At 72.9% G+C, this 26,688-nt stretch carries 2 protein-coding genes; both read left to right on the top strand.

Annotated features, from left to right (window positions below; all coding sequences use genetic code 11):
• Positions 1 to 11 precede the first annotated feature (11 nt).
• Complete coding sequence (locus tag AB0H54_RS07860; protein WP_357343631.1) at positions 12 to 10,787, top strand: type I polyketide synthase; 10,776 nt, start codon at positions 12 to 14, stop codon at positions 10,785 to 10,787.
• The gene (locus AB0H54_RS07865) at positions 10,784 to 26,641 is read left to right on the top strand and encodes a type I polyketide synthase (protein WP_357343633.1); all 15,858 of its coding nucleotides are present in this window, start codon (positions 10,784 to 10,786) and stop codon (positions 26,639 to 26,641) included. Before AB0H54_RS07860 ends, AB0H54_RS07865 begins: the two co-directional genes overlap by 4 nt.
• The last annotated feature ends 47 nt before the right edge of the window (positions 26,642 to 26,688 follow it).

Below are 26,688 nucleotides of genomic sequence, written 5' to 3' on the forward strand. Positions count from 1 at the left end.
GAGTTCCACCGATGGCCGACAACGACGAGCTACGCCGGTATCTGAAGAAGACCGCGAAAGAGCTGTACGAGACCAAGCAGCAGCTCCGTGAGCTCACCGATCGGTCGCAGGAGCCGATCGCCATCGTCGGCATGGCCTGCCGGTACCCCGGCGGCGTGCGGTCACCCGAGGACCTGTGGCGGGTGACCGCGGACGGGGTGGACGCGGTCGGGGCCTACCCGGACGATCGTGGCTGGGACCTGGAGCGCCTCTTCGACGCCGACCCGGACGCGCCCGGCACCGTCTACACCCGCGACGGTGGATTCCTCGACGCCATCGGTGATTTCGACGCGGCGTTCTTCGGGATCGGGCCGCGCGAGGCGGCCGCGATGGACCCCCAGCAGCGGCTGATGCTCGAGGCGTCCTGGGAGGCGCTCGAGGACGCGGGGATCGACCCGGTGTCGTTGCGCGGCAGCGAGACCGGGGTGTTCGCGGGTGTCATCCACCAGCACTACGGTCCGCGCATCGGGTCGGCGGCCATCAGCGCCGAGACGGAAGGCCATGCCTACCTGGGTGTCTCGAACAGTGTGCTGTCCGGGCGGATCGCCTACTCGTTCGGGTTCAAGGGCCCGGCCATCTCGGTCGACACCGCCTGCTCGTCCTCGCTGGTGGCCCTGCATCTGGCCTGCCAGGCCCTGCGTCAGGGTGATGCCACCCTCGTGCTGGCCGGTGGCGTCACCGTGATGTCGGATCCCTCCCTGCTGATCGCGTTCGCGCGGCAGCGCGCCCTGTCCCCGGACGCGCGCTGCAAGGCGTTCGCGGCCGCCGCGGACGGGACGGGCTTCTCGGAGGGCCTCGGCGTGCTGGTGCTGGAGCGGCTGTCGGACGCGCGGCGGCTCGGGCACCCGGTGCTGGCCGTGGTGCGTGGCAGCGCGGTCAACCAGGACGGCGCGAGCAACGGCCTGACCGCGCCCAACGGTCCGTCGCAGGAGCGGGTCATCGCGCAGGCGCTGGCGAACGCGGGGCTGGAGCCCGCCGACATCGACGCCGTCGAGGCGCACGGGACCGGCACGATGCTCGGCGATCCGATCGAGGCGCGGGCGCTGATCAGCGTCTACGGCGCGCGGCGCGCGGGCGCGCCGCTGCGGCTTGGGTCGCTCAAATCGAATGTCGGGCACACCTCGGCGGCGGCCGGCGTCGGCGGCGTGATCAAGATGGTGCAGGCCCTGCGCCACGGCGTCCTGCCGAAGACCCTGCACGTGGACGCGCCCACACCGCACGTGGATTGGTCGGCGGGCACCGTCGAGCTGCTGCGGGACAACGCGCCGTGGCCCGCGGGGGAGCGGACCCGGCGGGCCGGTGTGTCGTCGTTCGGGGCCAGCGGCACCAACGCCCACCTCATCCTCGAGGAAGCACCCGCCGAGCCGGTCGGCGACGAGGCCGCGCCGGTCGCGACCCCGGCCGGGCCGGAGGTCGTGCCGCTGATCCTGTCCGGCAAGTCCGGCGAGGCCCTGCGCGCCCAGGCGGATCGCCTGCGGCAGTGGCTGATCGGCGAACCCGACCGCGATGTCCGGGAGGTGGCGCACGCGTTGACGACCTCGCGGGCCCTGCTGGAATGGCGGGGCGCGGTCGTCGGCCGGGACCGGGACGAACTGCTCGCCGGGCTGGCCGAGCTGGCGGCGGGCGCGCCCGCCGCGCTGACGGCCACGGCGACCGCGGAGCGCACGGCCTTCCTGTGCACCGGTCAGGGCGCGCAGCGCGTCGGCATGGGCGCGGACCTGTACCGCGCGTTCCCGGTATTCGCGGCGGCGCTGGACGAGCTGTGCGCCGCCTTCGATCCGCTGCTCGGGCGGTCGCTGCGCGAGGTGATGTTCACCGACGCCGACGGCCTGCTCGACCGCACCGAGTTCACCCAGCCCGCCCTGTTCGCCTTCGAGGTGGCGATGTGCCGGCTGGTCGAATCCTTCGGTGTGACACCGGATTTCCTGATCGGCCATTCGATCGGCGAGCTGGCGGCCGCGTACGTGGCCGGGGTGTGGTCGCTGCCGGACGCGTGCGCGCTGGTGGCGGCGCGGGGCAGGCTGATGGGCGCGCTGCCGGTGGGCGGCGCGATGCTCGCGGTGGCGGTCACCGCCGAGCGTGCGGGCGAGATCGTCGCGGGTCTCGGTACGCGGGTGTCGATCGCGGCGGTGAACGGTCCGTCGTCCTCGGTGCTGTCCGGGGAGGCCGACGCGATCGAGGAGATCGAGCGACAGCTCACCGCCGAGGGGGTGCGGACGAGCCGGTTGCGGGTCAGCCATGCCTTCCATTCGGCGCGGATGGAGCCGATGCTGGCCGAATTCCGCACGGTGGCAACCGGTATCACCTACGCGGCGCCGCGGGTGCCGATCGTGTCGAACGAGTCCGGCGAGCTCGCGGACGCGACGGTGACCGATCCCGAGTACTGGGTGCGGCAGGTGCGTGGCTGCGTGCGGTTCGCGCCGGGCGTGACCGCCCTGGTCGCGGCGGGCGCGCGGCGTTTCGTCGAGCTGGGCCCGGACGCGGTGCTCACGGCCATGACCGGGGAGTGCCTGGCCGAGACACCGGAGATCGAGTCGGTGTCGACGGTGGTGGCGTTGTCGCGGCGGTCCGTCGACGCGGTGACGCAGTTCGTCACCGCGCTGGCCCGGTTCCAGGTCGCGGGTGTGCCGGTGACGTGGGCACCGCTGTTCGCGGATCGGCCCGCACCTCGGATCCCGTTGCCCACCTATGCCTTCCAGCGTCGGCGTCACTGGCTGCAACCGGACCACGGCGCATCGACCGGTGCCTCGGATCATCCGATCCTGACGGGCGTGGTCGGGGTGGCGGGCACCGACGAGTGGCTGCTCACCGGCAGGCTCTCGCTGCGGACCCAGCCGTGGATCGCCGATCACATGACCTACGGCGTGGTGGTCGTGCCGAGCGCGACCCTGATCGAGTTCCTGCTCGCCGCGGGTACGCGGATCGGCTGCGAGGTCGTCGACGAACTCACCCTGCAGGCGCCGATCCTGCCGACCGACGACACCGAGATCGAGCTCCAGGTCCTGGTCCAGGCCGTCGACGCGGCGGGACGTCGCCCGTTCGAGTTCTACTTCCGGACCTCGCCCGAGTCGGAGTGGGTGCACAACGCCACCGGCGCGCTCGCCGCCCGCTGGGACGGCGACGCGGCCCTGATGGAGCGGCTGCGCGACGAGGACTGGCCGCCCGCCGATGCCGAAACAGTCGACAGCGAAGGACTTCCGGGGCGGATCTCCCGGGCGGCGGGGCTCGAGTACGGTCCGGCGTTCCTCGGCGTGCGCGCCGTGTGGCAGCGCGACGACGCCGTCTTCTCCGAGATCGCCCTGAACCTCGACGCAGCACCCGAAGTGGGCCGCCACGAACTGCACCCGGCCCTGCTGGACATGGTCATGCACGCGGGATTCGCCCAGTTGCTCTGGGGCGAGGGGAATCCCGATCCGGACACGGGCCGGCTGCTGTTCCGGTGGGGCGGTGCGCGCTTCCACACACCGGGGAAGGTGCCACCGGAGGTGACCTCGCTGCGGGTCGTCGCGGTCGCGTCCGGCCGCGAGACCCTCTCGGTCGCGGCGATCGATTCCGAAGGCGCGCCGATCATCTCGGTCGACGCGGTCGTGATGCGCCCCTACGACGTCAAGGAGTTCCGGAGCACGGTCGCCGGTGCCGAGGCGAGCCTCTACGAGGTGCGCTGGGAGCAGACGGCCACGGATACCGCCGGGCCCGCCACCGTGGCGACGACGGCCACCCTCGCGGCCACGACCGTGCCGGGAATCGACCTCGCGTTCGCGTCGGTCGCGGATCTCGGTGCGGCGGAATCTGTTCCGCCCGTCGTGGTGTGGCGACCCGATGCGCGGGGCGCGGAGGGCCCGGAAGTGGTGCGCACGGCTGTCCACGAGACCTCGGCCACGCTGAAGCACTGGCTCGCCGAGGAGCGGCTGGCCGCTACCCGGCTGCTCGTCGTGACCACGGACGGCGCGGGAATGCCCGGTGAGACACCCGATCTCGCCGCCGCCGCGATCTGGGGTCTGGTGCGGAGCGCGCAGTCGGAGCACCCCGATCGCTTCGTCCTGATCGACGAGGACCCGGCCACACCACTCGACTCCGACCGGATCGCGGCCGCGGTGCGCTCCGGCGAACCACAGGTGGCGATCCGCGGTGACCGGCTGCTGACACCGCGACTGGTGCGCGCGGCGACCGCCGACCCGGCACCGGTCTCCGTCGGCGACGGAACCGTGCTGATCACCGGCGGCACCGGTGGGCTCGGTGCCCTGTTCGCCCGCCACCTCGTCACCGCGCACGGCGTCCGCGAGCTGGTGCTGACCTCCCGTCGTGGCCCCGAGGCACCGGGCGCCGCCGAACTGGTGGCCGAGCTCGCGCGGCTGGGCGCCGCGGCGCGCGTGGTGGCCTGCGATGTGGCCGACCGGGATGCGGTGCGGGCGCTGCTCGACGGCATCGGCACCGGCCTCACCGCCGTCGTGCACACCGCCGGGGTGCTCGCGGACGGCACCGTCGCCACGCTGACCGACGACCAGGTCGACCGGGTACTGGCCCCGAAGGTCGACGGCGCCTGGCATCTGCACGAGCTGACCCTGGACCGGACGCTGTCGGCGTTCGTGCTGTTCTCCTCGATCGCGACCGTGCTCGGCACGGCCGGGCAGGGCAACTACGCCGCCGCCAACGGTGTCCTCGACGCGCTCGCCCGGCGCCGCCGGACCGCCGGGCTGGCCGCCACCTCCCTGGCCTGGGGTCCGTGGAACCAGGGCAGCGGCATGACCGGTGACCTGGATCGCGCCGCCCTCGCCCGCTGGGACCGGCTGGGCACGAGCCCACTCGCGAATGCCGACGGCCTGCGCCTGTTCGACGAGGCGCTCGCCCACCCGGCGGCGTGCCTGGCGCCGACCGTGTTCGACGCGGGCGCGCTGCGCCGGGAGACCGATCCCGCCACCGTTCCCGCCGTCCTGCGCGGCTACGTGCGCCGCTCGACCCGCCCAGCGCACGCGGCGACCGCGGCGCCGGTGGGCTCCCTCGGTGCCCAGCTGGCCGAGGTCCCCGAGGCACGTCGCGCCGAACTGATCCTGGACGTGGTGCTGGCCCAGGCCGCCGCGGTGCTCGGCCATGAGTCGGGCAGCGATATCCGGCCCGACCAGCGCTTCGACGAGATCGGCTTCGACTCCCTCGGGGGCGTGGAGTTCCGCAACCGGCTCGGCAAGGCCACCGGCCTGCAACTGCCATCGACCCTGGTGTTCGACCATCCGACCCCGGCGGCGGTGGCCGCGCTGGTGCAGTCCCGCGTCACCCCGGCGACCGGTGCGCCCGTCACCAAGACCGTGCGCCGGGTCAGGGCCGACGAGCCGATCGCGATCGTCGGCATGGCCTGCCGGTTCCCCGGCGGCGTCGAATCACCGCAGCAGCTCTGGGATCTCGTCGCCGCCGGGGTCGACGCGACCGGCGAATTCCCCGCCGACCGCAGCTGGGATCTGCCCCGCCTGTTCGACGCTGACCCGGACAAGCCGGGGACCGTGTACACCAATCGCGGCGGATTCCTCTACGACGCGGGCGATTTCGATCCCGGCTTCTTCGGGATCAGCCCGCGCGAGGCATCGGCGATGGACCCGCAGCAGCGGTTGCTGCTCGAGGTGTCGTGGGAGGCGCTGGAGGACGCGGGGATCGACCCGATCTCGTTGCGCGGCAGCGATACCGGCGTGTTCGCCGGCGCTGGCGCCTCGGGCTACGTCGACCGCGTGGTCGGCGACCTGGAGGGCTATCGGCTCACCGGTACCACCAGCAGCGTGATCTCCGGGCGCGTGGCCTACGTGCTCGGGCTGGAAGGCCCCGCGGTCACCGTGGACACCGCGTGCTCGTCGTCGCTGGTGTCCCTGCACCTGGCCTGCCAGGCGCTGCGGCAGGGGGAGAGCTCGCTGGCGCTGGCCAGCGGTGTCACCGTCGCGGCGACCCCCTACCTCTACGTCGACTTCGCCCGGCAGCGCGGCCTCTCGCCGGACGGGCGCTGCAAGGCGTTCTCCGACGCGGCCGATGGCGTCGCCTTCGCCGAGGGTGTCGGCGTGCTGGTGCTGGAACGGCTCTCCGATGCCCGCCGCCTCGGCCACGACGTGCTGGCCCTGGTGCGCGGCACCGCCGTCAACCAGGACGGCGCGAGCAACGGGCTGACCGCGCCGAACGGCCCGTCCCAGGAGCGGGTGATCGCCCAGGCGCTGGCGAGCGCCGGACTCACCCCCGCCGACGTGGACGCGGTGGAAGCGCACGGCACCGGCACCCCGCTGGGTGACCCCATCGAGGCCAACGCGCTGATCGCCGCCTACGGCCAGGACCGGGGCGAGCGCGAACCACTGCGCATCGGCTCGATCAAGTCGAATATCGGGCACACGGTCGCGGCGGCCGGGGTCGGTGGCGTGATCAAGATGGTGCAGGCATTGCGCCACGAGACCCTGCCCGCGACCCTGCACGCGGAAGTGCCGTCCCCGCACGTGGATTGGTCGGCGGGGTCGGTGCGTCTGCTGACCGAGCCGGAACCGTGGCGTGCGGGTGGGCCGGTGCGCCGGGCGGGTGTGTCGTCGTTCGGTGTCAGCGGCACCAACGCGCACGCCATCCTCGAGGAAGCGCCCGCCGTCCGCTCGGTCGTCGCGGAGCGGGCCGTCGACGGTCCGCGCACGGTGCCGCTGCTGGTGTCGGCCAAGAGCCGGACCGCGCTCGCGGCCCAGGCGGCGCGCCTGCGCACCTGGCTGCTCGACCACCCCGACGCCGATCCGGCCGACGTCGCGTACTCGCTCGCGACGAGCCGCACGCACCACGAGTACCGCGCGGCGGTCCTCGGCGGTGACCGTGCCGAGCTGCTGGACCGGCTGGGCATGCTGGCCGCCGGTACCACCGCGTCAGGTGTGGTGTCCGGGACGGTGGGCTCGGGGAAGACCGCGTTCCTGTTCACCGGTCAGGGCGCGCAGCGCGTCGGGATGGGTGCTGAGCTGGCGCGAGCCTTCCCGGTCTTCGCGACGGCGCTCGACGAGGTGTGCGCCCGGTTCGACCCGCTGCTCGGCTGTTCGCTGAAGCAGGCGATGGTCACCGGACACCTGCTCGACGATCAGGGCGTCGCGGCGGACGGGATCCTGGACCGCACCCGGTTGACCCAGCCCGCGCTGTTCGCCTTCGAGGTGGCGCTGTACCGGTTGGCGGAATCGTTCGGGCTCGTCCCGGATCTGGTGATCGGCCACTCCATCGGCGAACTGGCCGCCGCGCACATCGCGGGCGTGTGGTCCCTCGACGACGCCTGCCGACTGGTCGCGGCGCGCGGCGCGCTGATGGACGCGCTGCCCGCAGGCGGCGCGATGCTGGCCGTCGCCGCCACCGAGGCCGAAGTCGCCACGGCCGTCACGGAATTCGCCGATCGGGTGTCGGTGGCCGCGGTGAACGCGCCCGCCGCCGTGGTGATCTCCGGCAACGAGGACGCCGTCGACGCGCTCGATCGGCGGTTCGCCGAGCAGGGCCGCAAGACCAGCAGGCTGCGGGTCTCGCACGCGTTCCACTCGCATCGGATGGAACCGATGCTGGCCGAGTTCGAGGCGGTGGCGGCGGGCATCACCTATCACGCTCCCCGAATTCCGCTGGTGTCCAACGTCTCCGGCGAGCTCGCCGGAGACGAGATCCTCGCCCCGGCGTACTGGGTCGCGCAGGTACGCGGCGCGGTCCGGTTCGCGCCGGGCATCGACACCCTGGCGGCCTCGGGCGTGCGCCGGTTCCTGGAGATCGGTCCCGACGCGGTCCTCGCGGCGCTGACGCGCCAGACCCTGCCCGTCGAGATCGAGGAGCGATCCACGGTCGCCGCGGCGGCCCGCCGCGACCACGACGAGGTCGCCCAGTTCCTGACCATGCTCGCCACCGCGCACGCCGCCGGAGCGATGCTGGACTGGACCGGGCTGTTCACCACGGGCCGGGTGGCGCGAGTCGGCCTGCCCACCTACGCCTTCGAGCACCGGCGGTTCTGGCTCGACGCCGCGCCGGTCGGCACCGGCGCGACCTCGGCGGAACATCCGCTGCTCACCGACGTGGTGCGGGTGGCCGACCGGGACGAATGGCTGTTCACCGGTCGCCTGTCGCTGCGCACCCATCCGTGGATCGCCGACCACATGACCTACGGCGTCGTGCTCGTCCCGAGCGCCGCGCTCATGGAGATGCTGCTGGTCGCGGGCGCGCGCATCGGGTGCGGCGCGGTCGAGGAGCTCACCCTCGAGTCGCCGATCCTCCCGCCCCCGGAGGGCGCCGTGGAGCTCCAGGTCCTGGTCCGGGAACCGGATGCCGCGGGGCGCCGGTCGTTCACCTTCCACTACCGGCTCGCCGACGCCGCCGACACCGAGTGGACGCGCAATGCCAGCGGCGTGCTGAGCGGTCATCAGCTCACCGATATCGGGCTGATGGAGATGCTGCGCGCCGAGCCGTGGCCGCCGGTCGGCGCGGCACCGGTCGATCCCGCCTGGATTCCCGCCCAGGTGGGCCGGGTGGCCGGACTGGAATACGGTCCGTCCTTCTACGGCATCGACGGCGCGTGGCGCACCGGCGACACCATCTTCTCCGAGGTCACGCTGAGCGCGGAGGTACCCGCCGACCGGTTCCAGCTGCATCCGGCGCTGTTCGACATGGTGATGCACGCCGGACTGGTCTGCCTGATCTGGTCCGACGAAGCGAACAACCCGGCCGAGGGCAAGCTGCTGTTCCGCTGGGGCGCGACCCGCTTCCACACCACCGCGAAGGTGACGTCGCTGCGGGTGATGGCCATTCAGCGCGACAGCGAGACCATCACGGTCGTGGCCGTCGACCAGGACGGCAACCCGGTCGTCTCCATCGACGAAGTGGTCATGCGCTCCTACGACGTCCAGCAGTTCCGCGCCAATCTGGCCGGTGGCCGCGCGGCCCGCTACGGGGTGCGCTGGACGGCGGTAGGCACGCCGGACGGACTCGCGCAGGCGGGCAGCGCCGCCGTTCTCGGCACCGCCCCGGTCCTCGGGATCGACGAGCACCACCCGGATCTGGCGGCGCTGGCGGCGGGCTCGGTGCCCGACCTCGTCGTCTGGTCCGAAGCCGCGGCAGCGCACCAGGAGTCGGCGCCAGGGGATCGGGTGAAGGCCGCGCTGGCGACGGTGCGCGGCTGGCTGGCCGACGACCGGTTCGCCCGATCGCGACTGGTCGTGGTCACCCGGCGGGCGGCCGGACTGCCCGAGGAGACACCGGATGTCGCGGCGGCGGCGGTCACCGGTCTGATCCGCAGCGCGCAGACCGAGTACCCCGGACGGATCGTGCTGGTCGACGCCGACGCGACGCCCGTGTCGGCGGAGGCGATCCGGGCCGCCATCGCGACCGGTGAGCCGCAGGTGGCGGTGCGCGGCGACCGCGTCCTGTCCCCGCGTCTCGAGCCGGTGACCACCGCGGTCACCGACCCCGTCGCCTTCGGCCGGGGCACGGTGCTGATCACCGGCGGCACCGGCGGATTGGGTGCCCTGCTGGCCCGGCATCTGGTGACCGCCCACGGCGTGCGGCAGCTCCTGCTGGTGTCGCGGCGCGGCGCGAGCGCCGACGGCGCGGCGGAACTCGCCGAGGCGCTGACCGCGCTCGGGGCCGAGGTGCGGATCGCCGCGTGCGATGTCACCGACCGTGCCGCCCTCCGCGACCTGCTGCTCGACATCCCGGCGGAGCATCCGCTCACCGGTGTCGTGCACACCGCGGGGCTGTTGGAAGACAGTACTTTCCACGCCCTCACCGCCGAGCAGGTCGATCGGGTGTTCGCGCCGAAGGCCGAGGCGGCCTGGCACCTGCACCAGCTCACCCGCGATCTCGACCTGTCCGCGTTCGTCCTGTTCTCCTCGATCGCCGGCGTGCTCGGCTCGGCCGGACAGGCGAACTACGCCGCCGCGAACAGCTTCCTGGACGCGCTGGCGATCCGGCGCCGGGCCGAAGGACTGCCCGCGCTGTCGCTGGCCTGGGGGCCGTGGCAGCAGGACAACGGCATGACCGGCACCCTGGACCGGCTCGCCCTGAGCCGGATGGAGCGACTCGGCCTCGCCCCGCTGGACCGCGCCGACGGCCTTCGCCTGTTCGACGACGCGCTGACCACCGCCGACCCGGTGCAGGCCCTGGTCCACCTGGACACCGACAAGCTCCGCGTCGAAGCGCACACCGGCCCGGTGCCCGGCGCCCTGCGCGGCTTCGTCCGCACCAGGGACCGGGCGGCCGCGACCCCGAGCAACGAACCCTCGCTCGGGGAGCGACTGCACGGTGTGGCCGAGCCGAAGCGGCGCGGTCTGGTCCTGGACCTGGTGCGCGACACCGTCGCCGCGGTGCTCGGCTACGGCTCGGCCGACGACATCGCCCCCGATCGCGGCTTCGACGAACTCGGCTTCGACTCGCTCGGCGCCGTCGAGTTCCGCAACCGGCTCTCGACCCTGACGGGCCTGTCGCTGCCGTCGACCCTGGCGTTCGACTACCCGACCGCCGGTGACCTCGCCGACTACCTGCTGGCGCGGACCACCGTCGTCGCACCGGCCACCCCGGCGGTGACGCCCGACGACATCGCCCGGCTCGAGTCGCTGCTCGACCGGATCATCGCCACCGCGGGCGATGACGACGACACCGTCGCCGGCCTGCGCGGCGTCAACAACCGCCTGCGCACCTACCTGTCCGGCCGCTGGCCCGACAGCGAGTACGACGATCTCGACCTGCCCTCCGGCAGTGAGCTCTTGGATTTGATCGACGAGGAGTTTGGCCCAGCATGAGCAACCCCGGCACCAGCAACGAGGAACGACTCAGCCGGTATCTGCGCAAGCTCACCGGAGACCTCCGCGCCGCCAAGAAGCACATCGACCAGCTCGAGGAGCGGGCCGCCGAACCGATCGCGATCGTCGGCATGAGCTGCCGGTATCCCGGTGGCGTCCAGACCCCGGCCCAGCTGTGGGATCTGGTCGCGACCGGCACCGACGCGGTCGGCCCGTTCCCGGCCGACCGCGGCTGGGACCTCGAGCGCCTGTTCGATCCCGACCCCGACGCGGCGGGCGCGATCTACACCCGCGAGGGCGGGTTCCTGGACGCGGCAGGCGATTTCGACGCGGGGTTCTTCGGGATCGGGCCGCGCGCCGCCGAGGCGATGGACCCGCAGCAGCGGTTGTTCCTGGAAGCCGCCTGGGAGGCGCTCGAGGACGCGGGCATCGACCCGGTGTCGTTGCGCGGCAGCGACACCGGGGTGTTCGCCGGCGTGATCCATCAGGACTACGGGCCGCGCGTCGGCTCGCCCGGACTGACGGCCGAGGCGGAAGGCCATGCCTACCCGGGTGTTTCGGCCAGCGTGCTGTCCGGGCGGGTGTCGTTCACCTTCGGCCTCAAGGGCCCGGCGCTGTCGGTGGACACCGCCTGCTCGTCCTCGCTGGTCGCCCTGCACCTCGCCTGCCAGGCGCTGCGCCAGGGTGACACCTCGCTCGCCCTGGTCGGCGGCGTGACCGTGATGTCGGATCCCACCCTGCTGATCGCCTTCGGCCGCCAGCGGGCGCTGTCGCCGGATGCCCGGTGCAAGGCCTTCGCGGCCGGGGCGAACGGCACCGGATTCTCCGAGGGTCTCGGCATGCTGGTGGTCGAGCGGCTCTCGGACGCGCGCCGCAACGGCCACCCGATCCTCGCGGTGGTGCGCGGTACGGCCGTCAACCAGGACGGTGCCAGCAGCAGGCTGACCGCGCCCAACGGTCCCTCGCAGGAGATGGTGATCGCGCAGGCGCTGGCCAATGCCGGTCTGACGCCCGCCGATATCGACGCCGTCGAGGCGCACGGCACCGGCACCACCCTCGGCGACCCGATCGAGGCCCAGGCCCTGATCGCCGCGTACGGCCGGGACCGCACCGGTGCCCCGCTGCGCATCGGCTCGCTCAAATCGAACATCGGTCACACCTCCGCCGCGGCGGGCGTCGGCGGCGTGATCAAGATGGTGCAGGCGATGCGCCACGAAACACTGCCCGCGACACTGCATGTCGACGCCCCGACCCCGCATGTGGACTGGTCGGCGGGCACGGTGCGGGTGCTCACCGAGGCGGAGCCGTGGCCCGCGGGCGAGCGGGTGCGCCGGGCCGGTGTGTCCTCGTTCGGCGCCAGCGGCACCAACACCCACGTCATTCTCGAGGAAGCCCCGGCCGCGGTCGAGGCCGCCGCACCGGAGGAAGATGACGCGCCGCCGGCCGTGGCGCTCGGCGTCACCCCGGTGCTGATCTCCGCGAAAACCGAAGCGGGCCTGCGGGATCAGGCCGCCAAGGTGCTGCGGTGGGTGACCGACCACCCCGAACTCGGCGTCGACGACATCGGCTATTCGTTGTCGACCACGCGTGCCCGGCTGGAGTGGCGCGGTGCGTTCGTGGCCGCCGACCGGGACGGACTGCTCGCCGGGCTGACCGCTCTGGCGGAGTCGTCGCCCGCCGGTGGGGTGACCACGGGCCAGGCGGTGCTGCGCAAGACCGCGTTCCTGTGCACCGGCCAGGGCGCGCAGCAGCACGGCATGGGACGCGCGCTGTCGGCGGCGTTCCCGGTGTTCGAGGCCGCGCTGGACGAAGTCTGCGCGCAGTTCGACCCGCTGCTGGGAATCTCGCTGCGGCAGCTGATGTTCGACGACGGCGACGCCACGCTGCACCGCACGGAGTACACCCAGCCCGCCCTGTTCGCCTACGAGGTCGCGCAGTACCGGCTGTGGGAATCGTTCGGTGTGACAGCGGATGTCCTGCTCGGTCATTCGATCGGTGAGCTGGCTGCCGCCTATCTGGCCGGCGTGTGGTCGCTGCCGGACGCGTGCCGACTGGTGGCCGCGCGTGGCCGCCTCATGGGGCGGCTGCCCGAAGGCGGCGCGATGCTGGCGGTCGCGGCGAGCGAAGCCGAGGTCACCGAGGCGCTCGCGGAGCACCCGGGCACCGTGTCGATCGCCGCGGTGAATTCGCCGACCTCCGTGGTGATTTCCGGTGACGAGGACGCGGTCACGGCGCTGGAGCGGCTGTTCGCCGAGCGCGGCCGCAAGACCTCGCGGTTGACGGTGTCGCACGCGTTCCACTCGCACCGCATGGATGCGATGCTGGCCGAGTTCGAGTCCGTCGCCAGGGAGGTGGCCTACCAGCGTCCGCAGCTCCCGCTGGTCTCGAACCTGTCCGGTGAGCTCGCCGGCGACGAGCTGCTGGAACCCGCCTACTGGGTGCGGCAGGTCCGGGAGGCCGTGCGGTTCGCCCGTGGCGTGGACACGCTGGTGGCCTCGGGTGTGCGCCGGTTCGTCGAGATCGGCCCGGACGCGGTGCTGTCCGCGATGACGCGGCAGTGCCTGCCGGACGAGATCGAGGCGCAGTCGCTGGTGGTCACGGGCGCGCGGCGCGGGCAGGCCGAGGTCGAGCAGTTCGTGCGGTGTGTCGTCGCCGCCGAGGTGGCCGGCGTCGAGGTCGACTGGGCGGCCTTCTTCGCGTCGCGGCCGGTCGCCCGGGTGCCGCTGCCCACCTACGCCTTCCAGCGCCGTCGCTACTGGCTCGAGACCTCCGTCGGCGCCGCCGATGTCGAGTGGGCCGGGCTGGGCGCGGCGCGGCATCCGCTGCTGGGTGCGGTGGTGTCGGAACCGGAGTCCGGCGGTGTCATGCTGACGGGACGGCTGTCGGTCGCGACCCAGCCCTGGCTGGCCGACCACATGGTCGCGGGTGCGGTCCTGCTGCCGGGCACCGGGTTCGTCGAGCTGGCGTTGCGCGCGGGTGCCGAGGCCGGGTATCCGGTGGTCGAGGAACTGACCTTGCAGGCGCCGCTGCTCCTGCCCGCCGCGGGTGGGACACAGATCCAGGTGGTGGTCGGCGGGACCGACGACGACGCGTTGCGCCGGTCGGTCGCCATCTACTCGCGCGGCGAACACGACCGCGACGGACAGTGGCTGTTGCACGCGCGCGGTCTGCTCGCCGGGGAGTCCGCGGCGCTCGACGCCGCCCCACAGACCTGGCCGCCCGCCGCGACCGGCATCGATGTCGCGGCCGCCTACACGGCGCTGCTGGCCCGCGGCTACGACTACGGTCCCGCCTTCCAGGGTGTCCGAGCGCTGTGGCGACGCGGCGCCGAGGTGTTCGCCGAGGTCGCGCTCGACACCGAAACCGGTGTCCGGGCCGAAGGATTCGGTATCCACCCGGCCCTGCTGGACGCGGCCATGCAGGCAGGTCTGCTCGCCGGTGTGCTGGACGGCGCGCCGGAGTCACCGTTCACCATCCCAGCGGGACAGGTGGTGCTGCCCTTCTCCTGGGAGTCGGTCTCGCTGCATGCCGCCGGAGCGTCCGTCCTGCGCGTGCGGCTGGTGTCGACGGGGTCGTCGGTCGCCTGCACCGCGACCGACGACCAGGGCCGACCGGTGCTGTCGGGCACGCTGACGACCCGGCGGACGCCACTCGACCAGCTCACCGCCGGCGTGGCGAAGCCCGCCGCGCCACTGCTCGAGCTGACCTGGTCACCGGCTACGACCGAACCCGCCACGGCAACCCCGGCCCTCGGCCGGTGGGACGACCTGGACGCGGAGTCCTCGGTACCGCCGGTGGTCGTCGTCGAGGCCGGGTCCGGCTGGTCTGCGACCATCGACCAGGACGTGGTGGCCTCCACCCACGCCGAGGTCACCCGCGTTCTCTCCGTGATCCAGCAGTGGCTGGCGCAGGAGCGTTTCGCCACCAGCACCCTGCTCATCGCCACCCGGGGCGCGGTCGCGCTCCCCGGCGACGAGGTCCCCGACCTCCCCGGTGCCGCCGTCTGGGGCCTGGTGCGTTCCGCCCAGTCCGAGGACCCGGGCCGCGTCGTCCTGGTCGACACCGACACTGCCGTCGACCCGAGCCTGGCGGCCATCGTTCTGGCCGTGGGCGAACCGCAGGTCCTCGTCCGCGACGGTGTCATTCACGCCGCCCGCCTTACTCGCCCGGACAGCTGCACGGGGGCTACTGCCGGCCTCGCGGGGGCTGCCACTACGGGTGCGGGCGCTGTGGGTACTGGTGCGGATGCTGCCGCCGTCAGCACAGGTGCTGCGGCTCCCGGAGCAGGAGTCGGCGCTCCCGGAGCGAACGCCGCCGTCACCGACTCGACCGCCGTCGCGGGCTTCGGGGACGGGACTGTCTTGATCACGGGTGGTACCGGTGGTCTGGGTGGGGTGATCGCCCGGCACCTCGTGGCCGGGTACGGGGTGCGGTCGCTGCTGCTGGTGAGTCGCCGGGGTCCGCGGGCCGAAGGCGTGGACGCGCTGGTCGCCGAGCTGGCCGAGTCCGGTGCGCGGGTGCGGGTGGTGGCGGCCGATGTCACCGATGCCGCCGCGGTGACCGCGCTGCTGGCCCAGGTGCCCGAGCAATCGCCGCTGACCGGGGTGATCCACGCCGCCGGTGTGCTCGACGACGGGGTCGTCGGCTCGTTGACCCCCGAGCGGATCGACCGTGTCCTGGCGCCGAAGGCCGATGCCGCCTGGTATCTGCACGAGGCGACCGCCCACCTGGATCTGTCGGCGTTCGTGGTGTTCTCCTCCGCGTCGGGCACCGTCGGCGGCCCCGGGCAGGGCAACTACGCCGCCGCCAACACCTTCCTCGACGCGCTCGTGGCGCATCGCCGAGCCACCGGGCTGGCGGGTCAGTCGCTCGCGTGGGGTCTGTGGGCTCGTTCCAGCGGGATGTCCGGGCAACTCGGTGACACCGATGTGGCCAGGATGAGCCGCACCGGATTCACCGCCATGCCGGACGACCAGGCGCTCGCCGGCTGGGACGCGGCCCTCGCGAACGGCACACCGCACGCGGTGATCGCCGTCCTCGACACCGCCGCGATCCGGACCCAGGCCGAGGCCGGACTACTGCCGCCACTGCTGCGTGACCTGGCGCCCGCGACCCGCCGGACCGCCGCCTCGACAGTGGTGTCGGACTTGCGGATTCGGCTCGCGGGCGCGGACGCCGACCGCAGGCGGCAGCTGGTGCTCGACACCGTGCGCACCCACATCGCGGCCGTGCTCGGGCACGACAGCGTGTCCGCGATCGATCCCGCTCGCGCCTTCCAGGATCTCGGCTTCGATTCGCTGAGCGCGGTCGAGCTGCGCAACCGGCTCAAGACCGTCACCGGTCTGGCCCTGCCCGCCACGGTCGTCTTCGACTATCCGACACCGCAGGCGCTGGCGGAGCACCTGGCCGACGAGTTCCTCGGCACGACAACCGATATCGATGTCACGGCGGGCCGGGCGGTCGACGGCGATCCGATCGCGATCGTCGGCATGGCCTGCCGGTACCCGGGCGGGGTCGGCACGCCCGAGGACCTGTGGCGACTGGTCGCCGACGGTGTCGACGCGGCCTCGGAGTTCCCGGTGAACCGCGGCTGGGATACCGCGCGGATCTACGACCCCACCGGCGATAAACCGCACACCACCTACACGCGCGAGGGCGGATTCCTGCACGACGCGGGCGCTTTCGATCCCGCGTTCTTCGGCATCAGCCCCAACGAGGCCGCCGCGATGGACCCGCAGCAGTTCCTGCTGCTGGAGAGCTCCTGGGAGGCTTTCGAGCGGGCCGGTGTCGATCCGGCGACCCTGCGCGGCACCGCGACCGGCGTCTTCACCGGCATGATGTATCACGACTATCCGGTGAACGCGAACTCCGGTTCCATCGCCTCCGGCCGGGTGTCCTATGTCTTCGGGCTGGAGGGACCGTCGGTCACCGTCGACACCGCGTGCTCGTCGTCGCTGGTCGCCCTGCACCTGGCCGCGCAGTCGCTGCGGTCGGGGGAGAGCGATCTGGCGCTGGCCGGTGGTGTGGCCGTGATGGCGACCCCGGAGACCTTCGTGGAGTTCAGCCGTCAGCGTGGACTGGCGCCGGACGGGCGCAGCAAGTCCTTCGCCGATGCCGCCGACGGTGTCGCCTGGTCCGAGGGCGTCGGCGTGCTCGTGCTGGAACGGTTGTCCGACGCGCAGCGCAACGGTCATCGGGTGCTGGCGGTCGTCGCCGGCTCGGCGGTCAACCAGGACGGAGCGTCGAACGGCCTGACCGCGCCGAACGGTCCGTCGCAGCGCCGGGTGATCCGCCAGGCGCTGGCCAATGCGGGGGTCTCGCCGGTCGAGGTCGACGCGGTCGAAGCGCACGGTACCGGAACGACTTTGGGTGATCCGATCGAGGCGCAGGCCCTGCTGGCGACGTATGGCCAGGACCGTGCCGAGGACCGCCCGCTGTGGCTGGGTTCGCTGAAATCCAATATCGGGCACGCGCAGGCGGCGGCCGGTGTGGGTGGCGTGATCAAGATGGTCATGGCCATGCACCACGGCGTGCTGCCCCGCACCCTGCACGTGGATCAGCCCAGTACCAAGGTGGATTGGTCCGCGGGACACCTCCGCTTGCTGACCGAGGCCGTCGCGTGGCCGGAGGTCCATCGACCGCGTCGCGCCGGGGTGTCTTCGTTCGGCATCAGTGGCACGAACGCACACGTCATCGTGGAACAGGCGCCCCCGGTCACGGATTCGACGCCGACGGACGACGACACGGGACCGATGCCGTGGGTGTTGTCGGCGCGCAGTGACGATGCCCTCGCCGCCCAAGCGGCACGGCTGGAGACGCACCTCGGCGAATTCGCCGTCGAGTCGGGGGATGTCGGATTCTCGCTGGTCTCCACGCGCGGTGTCTTCGAGCACCGCGCCGTGGTCCTGGCGGACGACCCGGATCGCCTGCGTGCGGGAATCGCGGCGCTGGCCGCCGGTTCGGCGGCGCCCGAGGTGGTGACCGGCCGGGCGGTGGCGGGCACGACAGGCTTGGTGTTCTCCGGTCAGGGCGCGCAGTGGGCGGGTATGGCGGCCGAGCTGCGCGCCACCTATCCGCTGTTCGCCACGGCCTTCGACGAGATCGTGGCCGGGCTGGATCCGCTGCTGGGACAGCCGGTGTCGCTGAGCGAGGCGCTCTCGGCCGCGGACTCGGTCGACCGGACGGTGTTCGCGCAGGCGGGCCTGTTCGCCTTCGAGGTGGCGCTGTTCCGGCTGCTCGAATCCTGGGGTCTGCGTCCGGACGTGGTGGCCGGTCATTCGATCGGTGAGGTGGCCGCCGCTCATGTCGCGGGGGTGCTGTCGCTGGGTGACGCGTGTGCCCTGGTGGCGGCGCGCGGCCGGTTGATGCAGGCGCTGCCCGCGGGTGGCGCGATGGTGGCGGTGGGTGCGCCGGAAGCCGAGGTGCTGCCGCTGCTGGGTGACGCGGTGTCGATCGCCGCGGTCAATGCCCCTGCGGCGGTGGTGCTTTCCGGCCCCGAGGACGCCGTCACGGCCGTGACCGAGGTGTGTGCCGAGCGTGGCCGGCGCACCCATCGGCTGCGGGTCTCGCATGCCTTCCACTCGGCGTTGATGGAACCGATGCTGGCCGAATTCGCCACGGTGGTAGGTGAATTGACCTTCGCGCGGCCGAACATCGACCTCGTGTCGACGGTCACCGGCCGCCGGGTCGAGAACGAGCTGTCGGACCCGGCCTACTGGGTCGAGCAGGTCAGGGCGACGGTGCGGTTCGCCGACGCCGTCACCACCATGGCCGAGCTGGGCGTGACCCGGTTCGCCGAGGTGGGACCCGACGCCGTCCTCACCCCGATGATCCCCCAGATCATCGACGACCCCGCCGCGACCGTGGTGGCGCTGGCCCGTCGCGACCGGGCCGACGCGTCGTCGGTGCTGACCGGCGTCGCCGGCCTGTTCGTCGCGGGCGCGGCCGTGGACTGGACCGGGCTGTTCCCCGGCGCGCGGCGTGTCGACCTGCCCACCTACGCCTTCCGACACGAGCGGTTCTGGCTCGACGCCAAGCAGGCGCTGGCGAAGTCGTGGCTCGGTGCCGAGCTGGGCGGGGTCACCGCGGTCGGCCTCGACGCGGTCGACCATCCGCTGCTCGGTGCCGTTGTCCCGCACCCGGAGTCGGGTGGGGTCAGCTTCACCGGCCGCTGGTCCGTGGACACTGTGCCGTGGCTGGCCGATCACAGCGTGCTCGGCGTGGTACTGCTGCCGGGCACCGGCTTCGTGGAACTGGCCGGGTATGTCGGCGGTCTGCTCGGCTGCCCGATGGTGGACGAACTCGTCCTGCACACGCCTCTGACGGTGCCGTCCGACGGCGGTGTCGCGGTCCAGGTCGTGGTGGCCGCCCCCGATGACGCCGGTCGACGGCGGCTCGGCGTGCACTCCCAGCAGACCGCCGACGGCCCCTGGGCCCTGCACGCCGAAGGCGTGCTCGCGCCGACCGCGACCACCGCCGACTTCGAGCTGACCGCCTGGCCACCGGCCGGAGCCGAGCCGATCGACGTCGACAGCGCCTACGACGAATTGCTCGATGTAGGTTACGGATACGGCCCGTTCTTCCAGGGCTTGCAGGCGGCCTGGCAGCGTGGCGACGAACTGTTCGCGGAAGTGGCGCTGCCCGATCCACGCGATGCCGAGGGCTTCGGCATCCATCCCGCGCTGTTCGACTCGGCCCTGCACGCCGGGATCATCCACGGGCTGCGTGGTGGTGTCGACGGCTTCCCGGCGCTGCCGTTCACCTGGAACCAGGTCGTCGTGCACGCGCCGGGCGCCGCCGCCGTGCGCGTCCGGATCGTGCTGGACGGCACCAGGTATGCCCTCCAGCTCGCCGATGACCGGGGGCAGCCGGTGCTGTCGGTGGGCGCGCTGGTCTCGCGGCCCGTCTCGGCCGAACGGCTGGGCGCGGACCGGATCTCGGAGTCGCTGTTCGCGGTCGACTGGGTGCCCGTGGCGGCGCAGGCGGCGGTGGTCGAGCCGGGCCGCATCGCGCTGGTCGGTGCCGCGGGCGCGGGCGAGGTGCGCGGGTACGCGGATCTGGCGGCCCTGGTCGCCGACCTCGAGGCGACTCCGGAGCCGGTGATCCCCGATGTCGTTCTGCTCGTCGCGCCGGATCACCCGGGCGCGGTGCCGGAAGCGGCCCGCGATGTGCTCGCCGAGGTCCTCGACTCGGTGCAGCGATGGCTGGCCGATCCGCGCTGGGACGGTGCGCGTTTGGTCGTGCTCACCAGGCACGCGGTGCACGCCGACGAGGTGAACCTGGCGCAGGCGCCGGTGTGGGGGTTGCTGCGCGCCGCGCAGGCCGAGCACCCGGGCCGCGTCCAGCTCCTCGACCTGGACGCCGAGCCCGATCCGATCCGGATCGCGTCGGCCGTGGCAGCAGGGGAACCCGAGGCGGCGCTGCGCGGTTCGGACCTGCTCGTCCCGCGCCTGACCAGGGCCACGCCCGGCACGGTCGCGCGGTCGATCGACACCGGTACGGTCCTGATCACCGGTGGCACCGGCGGTCTGGGCGCGGTGTTCGCGCGGCACCTGGTGACCGCGCACGGCGTCCGTCGGCTGCTGCTGACCTCCCGGCGTGGCGCGGCCGCGACCGGTGCGGCCCAATTGCGTTCCGAGCTGGCCGAACTCGGCGCCGAGGTGACCATCGCCGCGTGCGATGTGTCCGATCGCGCCGCGCTGGCCGCCCTGCTCGCCACCGTGCCCGCCGAGCATCCGCTGGTCGGTGTGGTGCACGCGGCGGGCACCGCCGACAACGGGCTGATCGAGGCGCTCACCCCGGAGCGGATCGAGCGGGTCTTGCGGCCCAAGGCCGACGCCGCCTGGCATCTGCACGAACTCACCGCGCCGTCCGCGCTGTCGCTGTTCGTCCTGGTGTCCTCGGCGGGTGGCCTGGTCCTGCCGGCAGGTCAGGCGAACTACGCGGCGGCCAATGTCTTCCTCGACGCCCTCGCCGCGCACCGGCACCGGCTCGGACTGCCCGCGACCGCGCTCGACTACGGCATGTGGGCGCGGGCCACCGGCCTGGGCACCGAGTTGTCGGAAGCCGACTTCGACCGGATGCGCAGGCAGGGCTTCCCGCCGTTGACCGAGGCGGAGGGGCTGGCGCTGTTCGACGCGGCCATCGCCACCGACGCGGCCCAGCTGGTGCCGCTGCGGGTCGACCCGGCCGTGCTGCGGACCCGCGGTGCGCAGATCCCCGCGCTGCTGCGCGCGATCGCCCCGGCACCGGCGCGTCGTCCCACCCGGACGGCGGCGGGCCAGGCGTTCCTGCGCAAGCTGGCCGGGCTGTCCGACGCCGATCGCGGCGGTGCGCTGCTCGAGCTGGTCCGATCGGTGGCCGCCGACATCCTCGGCCACGCCTCGGCCGACGCCGTCGTCGCCGATCGGCCGTTCCAGCAGCTCGGCTTCGACTCGCTCGGCGCCGTGGAGTTCCGCAACAAGCTCAACACCGCGACCGGTCTGCACCTGCCCGCCACTCTCATCTTCGACTACCCCACCCCGGGGATCGTCGCGGAGTTCCTCGATGCCCAGCTCACCGGCGCGGTGACGACCGAGGAGCGGGTGGTCGGCCGGGTCCGCGCCGACGACGATCCGATCGCGGTGGTGGCCATGAGCTGCCGTTACCCGGGCGGCGTCGCCTCGCCGGAGGACCTGTGGCAGCTGGTGACCTCGGGTGGGGACACCACGGGGGACATGCCGCGCGATCGCGGCTGGGACCTGGACGGCATCTACGATCCCGAACCCGGCAGGGCGGGCAAGACCTACACCCGGCGCGGCGGATTCCTCTACGAGGCCGCCGAGTTCGACGCGGACTTCTTCGGGATCAGCCCGAACGAGGCGACCGTCATGGACCCGCAGCAGCGGGTGCTGCTCGAGGTCTCCTGGGAGGCGCTGGAGCGGGCCGGGCTGGATCCGGCGGTGCTGCGCGGGAGTTCGACCGGTGTGTTCACCGGCGTGATGTACCACGACTACGCGCAGGGCTCCGGGACCGGCAGCAGCGCCGCGGGCAGCCTGGTCTCCGGCCGGGTGTCGTACGTGTTCGGGCTCGAGGGTCCGTCGGTCACGGTGGACACGGCGTGCTCGTCGTCGCTGGTGGCGCTGCATCTGGCCGCGCAGTCGCTGCGCTCGGGGGAGTGCGAACTCGCCCTGGCCGGTGGGGTGGCCGTGATGGCGACGCCGGACATGTTCCTCGAATTCGGTCGTCAGCGTGGGCTCTCGCCGGACGGACGGTGTAAATCGTTCTCCGACAGCGCCGATGGGGTCGGCTGGTCCGAGGGTGCGGGTGTGCTGGTGCTGGAGCGGCTCTCCGATGCCCGCCGCAACGGTCATCAGGTGCTGGCGGTGCTCGCGGGTTCGGCGGTGAACCAGGACGGTGCGTCCAACGGGTTCACCGCGCCCAATGGTCCGTCGCAGCGGCGGGTGATCCGGCAGGCCCTCGCCAATGCCGGGGTCGCTCCGGCGGAGGTGGATGTCGTCGAAGCGCACGGCACCGGAACGACTTTGGGTGATCCGATCGAGGCGCAAGCCCTGCTCGCCACCTATGGCCAGGATCGTGCCGAGGATCGTCCGCTCTGGTTGGGCTCGTTGAAGTCCAACATCGGTCATGCGCAGGCGGCGGCCGGTGTGGGTGGCGTGATCAAGATGATCATGGCTATGCGCCATGGCGTGCTGCCGCGCACCCTGCACGCGGATCAGCCCAGTACGAAGGTGGATTGGTCCGAGGGACATGTCCGTCTGCTGACGGAATCGGTCGCGTGGCCGGAGGTGGGTCGGCCGCGGCGTGCGGGCGTGTCCTCGTTCGGTATCAGTGGGACGAACGCGCACGTCATCGTGGAACAGGCACCGCCGGTGGCGGATTCGCCCATGCCGGTCGCACCGCTCGGCGAGTCGACCCCGTGGGTGTTGTCCGCCCGCAGCGGCGAGGCGCTGGCCGGTCAGGCCGCACTGCTGGCGGCCCGGGTCGGCGACCTCGACCCGATCGATCTCGGCTTCTCGCTGGCCTCGACGCGGAGCGTCTTCGAGCACCGGGCCGTCGTCCTGACCGGCGACCGGTCGGCGGAGCTACGGGCACTGGCCGACGGCACCGAGACGCCGAACATGTTGCACGGCAAGGTGATACCTGGTTCGACGGGCTTCGTCTTCTCCGGCCAAGGCGCGCAATGGGCGGACATGGCCACCGGGCTGCGCGCGGCCTACCCGGTCTTCGCGGAGAACTTCGACGGCATCGTCGACCTTCTGGAACCGATACTTGGACAGCCTGATTCGCTGGCGACTGCCCTCGGCGACGGAGATCTGCTCGCCAGGACGGTGTTCACCCAGGCGGGCGTGTTCGCCTTCGAGGTGGCGCTGTTCCGCTTGCTCGAATCGTGGGGGGTACGGGCGGAGGTGGTGGCCGGTCACTCGATCGGCGAGATCGCCGCCGCGCACGTGGCAGGCGTGCTGTCGCTCGACGACGCGTGTGTACTGGTGGCGGCGCGTGGCCGATTGATGCAGGCGCTGCCCGCCGGTGGCGCCATGGTGGCCGTCGGCGCGGCGGAGGCCGAGGTGCTCGACGTGGCCGCGCGGCTCGATGCGAAGGTGTCGATCGCGGCGGTCAACGGACCGGCCTCGGTGGTGCTGTCCGGCGGCGACGCCGAGGTCGCCGCCGTGGTCGAACGCTGCGTCGAGCAGGGGTGGCGCACCCACCGGCTCACGGTGTCGCACGCCTTCCACTCGGCGCTGATGGAACCGATGCTCGACGAATTCGGTGCTGTCGTGACGGGGTTGAGCTTCGGCAAGCCCGTGCTGACGCTGGTCTCCACGGTGACCGGCGCCAGGGTCACCGACGAGATGACCGATCCCGCCTACTGGGTGCGTCAGGTGCGCGACACCGTGCACTTCGCCGACGCGGTGACCACCATGGCCACGCTCGGGGTGAGCCGCTTCGCCGAGGTCGGGCCCGACGCCGCCCTCACGCCGATGGTCGCCCAGACCCTCGACACCGCGACGGCGGTCGCGCTGACCGTGCGCGGCGACGGGACGCCCGCGACCCTGCTGACCGGCCTCGCCCGGCTGTTCGTCACGGGCACGACGGTGGACTGGGCCCGCCTGTACGCCGGGACCGGCGCGCGCCGGGTCGACTTGCCCACCTACGCCTTCCAGCGCCGTCGGTACTGGCTGACCGAAGGCTCGACCGGCGGTGGTGACGCACGATCGATGGGCCTGGTGTCCACCGGGCATCCGCTGATCTCGGCGGTGATCGCCCAGCCGGACTCCGACACGGTGCTGCTCACCGGCCGCCTGTCGACCGCCACCCAGCCGTGGCTGGCCGATCACCGGGTGCACGACGCCGTGCTGTTCCCCGGGACCGGCCTGGTCGAACTCGCCCTGCACGCCGCCGACCGGGTCGGCGGCACGACCCTGGACGAGTTGGTGCTGCGGGCGCCGCTGGTGCTGCCGGAATCCGGTGGCGCGGCGCTGCGCCTCGTCGTCGGCGACCGGGACGACACCGGCCGTCGCCCGATCCGGATCTACTCCAGCCCGGACGACGGCGACACGGTGTGGACCCTGAACGCCGAGGGCACCGTCGGCACGGACCCGAGCACGCCCGGTGCCGACCTCGCCGCGTGGCCGCCCGCGGGCGCGCGGCCGCTGCCGATCGACGACGGCTACGACGGACTGCGCGCGGCAGGCTACGGCTACGGCCCGGTCTTCCAGGGCCTGCGGGCGGCGTGGCTCCGCGGCGACGAGGTGTTCGCCGAGGTCGCCCTGCCCGAATCCCGGCTCGCCGACGGGTTCGGCCTCCACCCCGCCCTGTTCGACTCGGCGCTGCACGCGCTGCTGCTCGCCGGGGAATTGCCCACGGCGGGAGCGGCGCTCGCGTTGCCATTCGAGTGGTCCGGTGTCACCGTGCACGCCGCGGGCGCCACCGCGCTGCGGGTGCGGATGACCCGGGTCGGTGACCACGGTGTGGTGCTCGACCTCGCCGACCCGTCGGGTGCGCCCGTCGCCACGGTGCGCAGGCTCGCGTCCCGGCCGATGGACCCGGCGCAACTCCTCGCCGGTGCCTCCGTCGTCGGGTCCGCGCTGTTCGATGTCGGCTGGACGCCGATCACGGTGGCGGAGAACACGATCGAGACAGTGTCGTGGGAACGGCTCGGCGAGACCGTCCCGCCCGCGGTGCTCCTGGACTGCCCGGCGGGCGACGATCCCGCCACGGTGCGGGCCGCGACCCATCGGGTGCTGCGCGCGGTGCAGTCCTGGCTGGCCGACGCGCGATTCGCCGACTCGGTGCTCGTCGTGCGCACCACCGGTGCCGCCGCCGTCGCCGACACCGAGCGCGTCGACCTGGCGGGCGCCGCCGTCGGCGGCCTGGTGCGGGCCGCGCAGTCCGAGAGCCAGGGCCGGATCGTCCTGGTCGACAGTGACAGTGACCCCGGCCCGTTGCTCGGTGGCATCCTCGCCACCGGCGAACCGCAGGTCGCCGTGCGCGGCGCGACGGTGCATGCCGCGCGGCTGCGCCGGATCGCCACCACCGCCCTCGGTTCCGCGCAGGCCCCGGCCTACGACCCGGCGGAGACTGTGCTGATCACCGGCGCCGGTGGTCTGCTCGGCGGAATGTTCGCCCGGCACCTGGTCGCCAAGCACGCCGTCCGGCGGCTGCTGCTGTTGAGCAGGCGGGGCGAAACCGCGCCCGGCGCAACCGAATTGCGTGCGAAGCTGGCCGAATCCGGTGCGGAGGTGCACTTCGCCGCCTGCGATGTCGCCGATCGGGACGCGCTGGCCCGCGTGCTCGCCGACATCCCGGCCGGGCATCCGCTGGCCGGGGTCTACCACCTGGCCGGTGTGCTCGACGACGGCGCCATCGCCTCGCTGACCCCGGACCGGCTGGACACGGTCCTCGGCCCCAAGGTCGACGCGGCCCTGCACCTGGACGAGCTGACCGCCGACCTGCCGCTGCGGGCGTTCGTGCTGTTCAGTTCGGCAGCGGGCGCTTTCGGCAATACCGGCCAGGGCAACTACGCGGCCGCCAACGCCTGCCTGGACGCGCTCGCCGCCCGGCGCAGGGCGGCGGGCCTGCCGGGGCAGTCGCTGGCCTGGGGCCTGTGGGACGGCGGCATGGCCGGGGAACTCGGCGACGTCGACCGGCTCCGGATGACCCGCACCGGCATGCTGCCGCTGTCGCGGACCCACGGTCTCGCGCTCTTCGACGCCGCGGCCCAGCTCGACATCGCGGCGCCGATCCTGGCCAGGATGAACCTCGACGTCATGCGCGACGCGGGCTTCGCGCCCGCGCTGCTGGCCGGGCTGACCACGCCGCGCCGCAAGGCGGCCGACGGCACGGCCGCCGCGCTGCGCGCCCGCCTTGCGGGCACTCCCGCCGGGGAACGGCTCGGGGTGCTGGTCGAGCTCGTGCGCGACCGAGGCGCGGCGACCCTCGGGCACCGGAACGGGACCGTGATCGATCCCGACAAGGCGTTCAGCGATCTGGGTTTCGACTCGATCACCGCGCTCGAATTCCGCAACAGCGTGCAAGCCGCGACCGGACTGGCCCTGCCCGCCACGCTGGTCTTCGACTATCCGACACCGGCCGCGCTGGCCGAGTACCTGCACGCGGAACTCGACCACCCGGCCGCTGACCCCGGGGCCGACCAGCCGGACGACGAGATCCGCCGCGCCCTGCAGACCATCCCGCTCGCGCGGCTGCGCGAGGCGGGCCTGCTCGACGCCCTGCTCCAGCTGACGCAGGGACCGGACGACCCCGGCGGCGACGACCAGGCCGACCCGGCCGACGCGATCGACGATCTCGACCTCGACGATCTGATCGAGCTGGCCTTCCACTCGGAGGACTGACCGAGATGTAACCCGCATCGAAAGACAGCCTCCCGATAGACATTTCG

The sequence above is a fragment of the Nocardia sp. NPDC050718 genome, from assembly GCF_040654235.1.
Classification (GTDB): domain Bacteria; phylum Actinomycetota; class Actinomycetes; order Mycobacteriales; family Mycobacteriaceae; genus Nocardia.